5 protein-coding genes are annotated in these 7,975 nt (G+C 66.8%); 4 read left to right on the top strand and 1 reads right to left on the bottom strand.

What is annotated here, in order from left to right:
• The first annotated feature begins 219 nt into the window (after window positions 1-219).
• The 3 genes from GXP39_02995 to GXP39_03005 all read left to right on the top strand — a co-directional run bounded on the left by GXP39_02995 (window position 220) and on the right by GXP39_03005 (window position 2,757).
• Window positions 220-1,005, top strand: coding sequence for a PhzF family phenazine biosynthesis protein (locus tag GXP39_02995; GenBank protein NOZ27004.1), 786 nt, complete (start codon window positions 220-222; stop codon window positions 1,003-1,005).
• 115 nt (window positions 1,006-1,120) lie between these two features.
• Window positions 1,121-1,555 (top strand): OsmC family protein, encoded by a 435-nt coding sequence (locus GXP39_03000; protein ID NOZ27005.1) that lies wholly within the window; start codon window positions 1,121-1,123, stop codon window positions 1,553-1,555.
• A gap of 29 nt (window positions 1,556-1,584) precedes the next feature.
• Entirely contained in the window at window positions 1,585-2,757 is a 1,173-nt protein-coding gene (locus GXP39_03005) for a glycoside hydrolase family 5 protein (protein NOZ27006.1), read from the top strand.
• Between the two features lie 106 nt (window positions 2,758-2,863).
• Here GXP39_03005 and GXP39_03010 read toward each other — a convergent pair whose 3' ends face one another.
• Window positions 2,864-5,698, bottom strand: a complete 2,835-nt coding sequence (locus GXP39_03010) for a bifunctional transaldolase/phosoglucose isomerase (protein ID NOZ27007.1) — start codon at window positions 5,696-5,698, stop codon at window positions 2,864-2,866.
• A 223-nt stretch (window positions 5,699-5,921) separates the two neighbouring features.
• On the opposite strand from GXP39_03010, the gene GXP39_03015 reads away from it, so the two are divergent.
• Window positions 5,922-7,793 carry a S9 family peptidase gene (locus GXP39_03015; GenBank protein ID NOZ27008.1) on the top strand — a complete coding sequence of 624 codons (1,872 nt, stop codon included), beginning with the start codon at window positions 5,922-5,924 and terminating at the stop codon, window positions 7,791-7,793.
• Window positions 7,794-7,975 lie beyond the last annotated feature (182 nt).

Raw genomic sequence — 7,975 nt, forward strand, 5'->3', positions numbered from 1 at the left:
CGCCATCACTCACTCCCAGGTCCCCCCTCCCAGCGAAGCGGATTGGGGAGGGGGGACGACAGGGGGGTGGGGTACGTCTGGCCACGCCGTGTGCTGGGGGGAACCGAGAAGATACGTATACAGACACGACCCCCGCCGCCGACCCGTTGACAGGCGGCACGGGCGAGCGTATACTGCGAACGCGATGCACGAGATCAGAACCGGCGTGAGGAGAACCCAATGAGCATACCGATCTTCCAGGTGGATGCCTTCACGGACGAGCCGTTCGCAGGCAACCCGGCCGCCGTCTGCATCCTGCCTGAGCCGAGGGAATCGGAGTGGATGCAGAACGTCGCCCGGGAGATGAACCTCTCCGAGACGGCCTTCCTGCACCGATGGGACGACGGCTTCGAGCTGCGCTGGTTCACGCCGACCGTCGAGGTGGACCTGTGCGGCCATGCCACGCTGGCCAGCTCCCACGTGCTCTGGGAGGCGGGGTACCTGAAACCGGACCAGCCGGCGCGCTTTCACACCCGCAGCGGGTTGCTCACGGCCGAACGGCGCGGGGAGTGGATCGAGATGGACTTCCCGGCCGATCCGGAACGGCCCGCAACGCCCCCCGAGGGGCTGGCACAGGCGCTGGGGGCCACGCCCGTGTACGTAGGCGAGATCCCCTTCGCCTATCTTGTGGAGGTGGAATCGGAGGAGATCGTGCGGAAGCTCCAGCCCGACTTCGCCCTGCTACGGAGGCTGCCTCGCGGCGTGGTCGTCACGGCCCGGGCAACCTCGCCCACCTACGATTTCGTCTCCCGATTCTTCGCCCCACATGTGGGCATCGACGAGGATCCGGTCACGGGCGCGACCCACTGCTGCCTCGGCCCATACTGGGCCTCCCGGCTGGGCAAGGAAGAGGTCGTGGGCTACCAGGCATCCGTCCGGGGCGGGATCGTGCGCGTCCGCCCGACCGGCGACCGGGTCACCCTCAGCGGCCAGGCCGTCACCGTATTGCGCGGCGAACTCGTCTGAAAGAGGCACACCGGCCGGGTGGAACGCCCAAACGCGCCGGAGAACCTCCCGCAGGCTTCCACCACGGCCTTCCCTCCTGGGCAACAGATACCATCACCGAACGAAGGAGGCCTTCATGGGCACTGTGGCAATCAAATGGGTCGCATCACAGCTGATGACGGGCGTGGACTCCTTCGGCCACCCCCTCGTCATGGGGAGCTGGCCGGAGAGGGAGCCGGAGTGGGCGGGGCTGAAGCCGTCCGACCTGCTGCTCCTGGCGGCCGCCTCATGTTCCGCCTACGACGTAATCATGATCCTGACCAAGCAACGGGAGCCGATGAAGGGGCTGGAGGTCCTCTGCTCGGGCGAGCAGATGTCGGACCCGCCTTATGCATTCACCCACATCCACCTGCGCTACGTCGTCAAGGGTCCGGTGAACCCCAGAAAAGTACAGCGGGCTATCCAGCTCTCCGAGGAGAAGTACTGCTCCGTGCTCAACACGCTGAAGCCCACCGTGAAAGTCACCAGCGACTTCGAGATCGTGGACGATGAAGGGGAAAACCAACCGTAATGCAACAAAGGGGTGATCGGAGGCCGTACATGCTTCCACGAGAGACGCACTTCCGCCAGCGGCGAAGCTCGCCATGGCTCCGCGGGGCGCTGATCCTGGCCCTCCTGGTGATCCTGGTCAGCTGCTATCCGCCGGTTCCCATGTCCCCGGCCACCTCCCAGGTGCCAAAGACGAGGATCGAGCGGCTGTCCCGTGGGATCAACCTCAGCCACTGGTTCGCCCAGGGATCCATCAACGTCCGCCGGTGGCAGCGATACATCACGGCCGAGGACATCGCGCTGATCAAGGAGATGGGATTCACCCACGTCCGGCTGCCGATCGAACCCAACGTCCTGTTCAACGAATGGCAGCCGGAGGAGCTGAACCCGGAGCGACTTCCCTATGTCGATGCCGCCCTGGACATGATCCTGGCCCAGGACATCGCCGTGATCGTCGACTTCCATCCGTTACCGGAGTTCACCCAGCGGATGGAGGAGGATGACGACTTCGCCGAGGCGGTGGTCCGCTTCTGGGGAGCCTTCGCCCGGCACCTCAGCGAGCGCGACCCGGAGATGGTCTTCCTGGAGGCCATGAACGAGCCCGTCTTCCAGGACGCGGCCCGCTGGGAGGCCGTGCAAAAACGGATCCTGGCGGCCATGCGGGAGGGCGCACCCGAGCACACGCTGATCGCCACGGGCACCAACTGGAGCAGCATCGACGGGCTGCTCGCCCTCAAGCCGGTGGACGACCTCAACGTCGTCTACAACTTCCACTTCTACGAGCCCCACACCTTCACGCACCAGGGGGCGAGGTGGGGCTGGTACCTGTGGCCGTATCTCCACAACGTGCCCTACCCATCCAGCCCGGAGGCGGTCGAGGCGCTCCTGCCGAACATCAAGAACCGGGAGGCCCGGGCCCTCCTGAGATCCTACGGCCGGGAGCGTTGGAACGCGGAGAAGATCGAGCGGAGGATCGCCCAGGCCGCGGCGTGGGGAAGAAAGTACGACGTCCCCCTGACGTGCAACGAGTTCGGCGTCTACCGCCTGGTCTCCCCACCGGAGGACCGCTTGGCGTGGATTCGGGACGTGAGGACGGCGCTGGAGAAGTATCAGATCGGCTGGACGATGTGGGACTACGCCGGGGGGTTCAGCGTCGTCGTGGCAAAGGGCAATCAGCGGGTGCCCGATGAGGGCACGCTGAAGGCGTTAGGGCTCTCCGACTGAAGCGGAAGGGCGACCCGCGGGCCGCCCCATTGGCATCAAGCTACATGGAAGAAAGGAGGGGCGATCGTGCATCGCCCCTCCGTATCCATTCTCTCTATCTGTGCGTCTATTTCAGATCCGCCAACGCCTGCAGGATGCGCTCCAGGCCGCCCGCCGTGTCCCGCCCCAGATGCAGCCGGATCACCCGCCGGCCGTGCGCCTGCAGCGACTGCAAGTCCCCCAACGCCTGCGCGGCGATCAACGTGCCAAACGTGTACGGCTGGCCGGGGATCCGGAAATCCTCCGCCGGATCATCCGTGATCTGCACGAACACGCCGCTGTTGGGGCCGCCCTTGTGAAGCTGGCCCGTGGAGTGCAGGAACCGCGGCCCATAGCCCAGAGTGGTGGCGACCCGCAACGCATCCCGTACCCTCAGGCGGATCGCCTGCAGCACCTCCTCGTAGGGGCCGGTGGAGTCCAGATAGGCCATGAACGCTACGTACTCGCCCGGTTGCGCCTGCCGCAGATGCGCCCGCAGCGCCTCCTCCCACGAGTCCCCCTGGATCCCCTCGCCGTAAAGCGCCACGCCATCCGCGGCCAGGGCAGGCTCCTCCTCGGGAAGGCGACCCTCCGCGATGTAGCGATCCAGCGCGTCCCGGGTGTTCTTCTTGGACTCCGCCACGTTGGGCTCGTCGAACGGGTTGATGCCCAGGATAGCCCCCGCCACGGCCGTCGCCATCTCCCATCGGTAGAACTCGGCGCCGATCCAGGAGATGTCCGGCATGCGCAGACGCACCACCGGATGTCCGGCCGCCTCCAGCGCGGCCACCCGGGCGTCCAAGTCGCTCGTCCCCGCGAGCGACAGGTACACGAACAGCCGGTCGTCCCCGTACACCTCCGGCGGCCCCACCTCCTCGCCGGCGATCGGGACGATCCCCTTGCCCTCCTTGCCCGTGCTCTCGGCGAGGAGCTGCTCCGCCCACAGGCCAAAGCTCGCCAGCTGCGGGGGCACGAGGATGGTCAGCTTGTCACGGCCGGACAACGCCGCCTCGCCCATGATGGCCCCCAACCACGCGCCCGGGTTCTCCCGCACGGGCACGCACGGCTTACACGCCCGGGTCATGGCGCCCGCCTGGTCGAGCACCCTGGCGATATCGATGCCGGCCAGCGCCGCGGGCGCCTGCCCAAAGTAGGAGAGCCCGGAGTAGCGCCCGCCGATATCCGGCGGGTTCAGGATCACGCGACGGAACCCAAGATCCCGGGCCGCGACCATCAGGGGTGTCCCCGGATCGGTGATGGCGATGAACTGTCGCCCGGCCTCCTCCCCGCGCACCTCCTTCACCCGCTCGAAGAAGTGCGCCTCGAACGATCGGGCCTCCGTGGTCGTGCCCGACTTGCTGGCGACGATGAAGAGCGTATGCGCCAGATCGATCTGCTCCTCCAGCTTGCGGATGACGTCCGGGTGGGTGGTATCCAGCACCCACAGCCTGGGAGCCTCCGGCTGTGGGCCGTACACCTGGCGGAACACCTCGACGCACAGGCTGCTCCCGCCCATGCCCAGGAGCACGACATGCCGAAAGCCCTCCGACCACACCTCCTGCGCCAGGGCCCGCAGCTCATCCACGTGCCCCTGCATCCTCTCGGCGATATCCAGCCATCCCAGCCGGTTGCGGATCACCTCCTGATGCTTGGGGTCGTCCTTCCACAGGCTCGCGTCCTTGGCCCAGATTCGCGCCACCACCCCCGTGCGGGCCATGCCCTCCAGGCGGGCCTGAACGGTGGGCTCCAGCGCCCCCAAAGCGGCGTGCCAGGAGCAATCCCGTTGGACCAGAAACGCCTGCCGGCGCGCCTCCACACACTCCAACAGCGCGTGATAGGAGTCCGCAAAGGCCCGCACGCCGTCATCCAGCAACCGCTGCATCACCGCGTCCAGATCGACGCCCAGCCGCCCCAGAGCCGCCAGGATCTCCTCCGCCTCATCCACGCCCTCGGTGACCGTCAGCCGGACGACGCCGTGATCCTTGAACGCCTGGATGGTCGCCGGCGGCATAGTGTTCACGGTATCCGGGCCGATGAGTTCCTCGACGTACATCACATCCCGATACTGAGGGTTCTTCGTGCTGGTCGAGGCCCACAGCGGGCGCTGCACCCGGGCGCCTCGCTCCCGCAGCGCCTGGAACCGGTCAGCGCCGAAGAGCTTCTGGAAATGCCGGTAGATGATCTTGGCGTTGGCGATGGCGGCCTTACCCAACAACGCCTCGATCTGCGCCCGCTCGTCCGGGTCGCTCGTCTTCTGCAACCGCTCATTCAGCCAACCATCCACCGCCGTGTCCACGCGGCTGACGAACACGCTGGCCACCGAGGCGACGGCGTCCAACGGCAATCCGGCCTCCGCCCGCCGCTCCAACCCGGCGATGTAGGCGTTCGCCGCCTGCTCATACGCGTCCAAAGAGAAGATCAGGGTGACGTTGATGTTGATGCCGTCCGCGATCAGCTGCTCGATGGCGGGGATGCCGGCCGGGGTGGCGGGCACCTTGATCATCACATTGGGCCGATCGATGGCGGCGAAGAGGCGGCGCGCCTCTGTCACGGTTCGCTCGGTATCATGAGCCAGATCGGGCGAGACCTCCAGGCTGACGTAGCCGTCACGCCCGTCCGTCTGCTGGTAGACCGGCCGCAACAGGTCGGCCGCCATGCGGATATCCTCAATGGCCAACGCCTCATAGATCTCCAGGGTCGAACGTCCGGCCAGCGCCAGCTCCTTCAGCGCCTCGTCGTAATCCGCGCTATCAGCGATGGCGCGCTGGAAGATGGTTGGATTCGATGTGACGCCCAGGATGCCATCCTCCTCGATCAATCGCTTCAGCTCGCCAGATGTGATCAGCCCGCGCTGGATATTGTCATACCACACGCTCTGTCCGAGCTCTCGCAGCCGCCGTAAGGGGTTCTCGTCGTGCTTCATCGTCCTTCTCTCCCGGTGTGTCCACCGATGTTGTGAAGTGATCGGCCTACGGCCTCGCCGATGGGCCGCTCCGTGAATATCTTACCACGTCTGCAGAGAAAGGGCGAAGCAGGCAAGACATGGAGCCACGCCCTCGCTCCAAATCATTTGACGAAACCGATGGAATCCGCTAAGCTCCGTCGAAGAACGAGTCCATCAGCCATAGAGTCTGGAGAGGGTTCGCATGAACGAGAAGGCTTTTCGACCATATGGCCTGTGGCCCAGCCCCATCACGCCGGCGGTGATGGCCCGGCGGCTGCGGCTTGATGACGTGCAATGGAGCGCCGACGGGAGCGCCCTGGTCTGGCTGGAAGGCCGATCGGGGCAGGGCGTCCTGGTGTGCCGCCGCGGCGACGAGGCGCCGCGCGATCTCACGGATGAGCTGAACGTGCGCGCGGGCGTCGGCTATGGCGGCGGCGACTTCGCCGTCGGCCGCGACTTCGTGGTCTTCGCCGAGCGGAACGGGCGGCTCTACCGTCAGTCGCTCGGCTTCGGCCGGCCGAAGCCCATCACCCCCCAGTTCGGCCACGCGGCCTCCCCGGCCATCTCACCCGACGGCCGCTGGGTGCTGTTCGTGCACAGCTACGAGCGCGTGGACGTGCTGGGGCTGGTGGACAGCCAGGGCGGGCACTGGCCGACGAAGCTGGTGACCGGCTCCGATTTCTACATGCAGCCCGTCTGGCACCCGGCCGGCGATCGCATCGCCTGGATCGAGTGGGACCACCCCAACATGCCGTGGGACGGCACGCGGCTGAAGATGGCCCGGCTGACGGGAGATCCACCTCGCGTCGAGGAGGAGACGCTGGTAGCCGGCGGGGATGACGTCCCCATCTTCCAGCCCGCCTTCTCACCCGACGGCCGCTGGCTGAGCTTCATCGCCGGCGATGGCGAGTGGGACCGGCTTTACGCGCTGGATCTGGCCAGCAGGGAGCGGCGCATCCTGGTGGAGGACGCCGTCCTGGCCGTGCCCGCCTGGATCCAGGGCATGCGCACCTACGGCTGGAGCCACGACGGCCGCCGCATCTTCTACCACCGCAACGATCGAGGCTTTGGGTCGCTGTGGTCGGTGATCGTGGAGGATGGGACGTCCACCCGGCTGGACATCGGGCCCTACACGTGGGTCAATCAGCCCGCGCCGTCGCCTACGGACGATCGGATCGCCGGGATCGCCTCCGCGCCCACCGTACCCGGCCGCCTGATCGTGTGGACGCCAGAGGGCATCGCCGTACAGCGCCGCAGCAGCTCGGAGACCATCGCGCCGGAGGACCTGCCCACGCCGCAGCCCATCGAGTGGAAGGCCCCCGATGGGACGACCGTGCACGGGCTGTACTATCCGCCCACCAGCAGCCGATACGAGGGCCGCGGCCTGCCGCCCGCCATCGTCAGCATCCACGGCGGGCCGACGGGCCAGCGCGTGGCCTCGTACTCGGCCGAGGCGGCCTTCTTCACCAGCCGGGGATACGGCTTCCTGGAGGTGAACTACCGGGGCAGCACCGGCTACGGCCGCTCGTACATGTTGAAGCTGCGGGAGCACTGGGGCGTGTACGATGTGGAGGATGCGGTGGGCGGCGCCCGGGCGCTGGGCGAGCAGGGCCTGGCCGATCCCAAGCGGCTGGCCATCATGGGAGGCAGCGCGGGCGGCTACACCGTGCTCAACACGCTGATCCACCACCCGGGCGTCTTCAAGGCCGGCATCTGCCTGTTCGGCGTCACCAACCTCTTCACCCTGGCCGCGGACACCCACAAGTTCGAGGAGCGCTACCTGGACTCGATGGTGGGGCCCCTGCCGGAGGCAGCCGACCGCTATCGGGACTGGTCGCCCATCTTCCACGCCGACAAGATCCGGGATCCCATCGCCGTCTTCCAGGGGAAGGAGGACAAGGTGGTGCCGCCCGATCAGGCGGAGACCATCGTGGAGGTATTGCGATCCCGCGGGGTCCCACACATCTACCGCCTGTACGAGGGCGAAGGCCACGGCTGGCGCAAGGCGGAGACCATCGAGGCGTTCTACACGGACGTGGAGCGCTTCCTACGTCAGCACGTCCTCTTCGCGTGAGTCTCAATTTGGTGGCGCGTTCTAGTTTGAAGATGGACACAGAACCGGACGGAGGGGCGATTCATGGATCGCCCCTCCGAAGAACTCTATTTTCAGCCCCTCACCTGCCCCGTGGGGCCGGAGGCCACCGGCCAAAGCCCCAACCAGGCAGGTAAAAGGCGAGAAAAAGAGTTTTTCTGCGG

Source organism: Chloroflexota bacterium, assembly GCA_013152435.1.
Lineage (GTDB): Bacteria > Chloroflexota > Anaerolineae > DUEN01 > DUEN01 > DUEN01.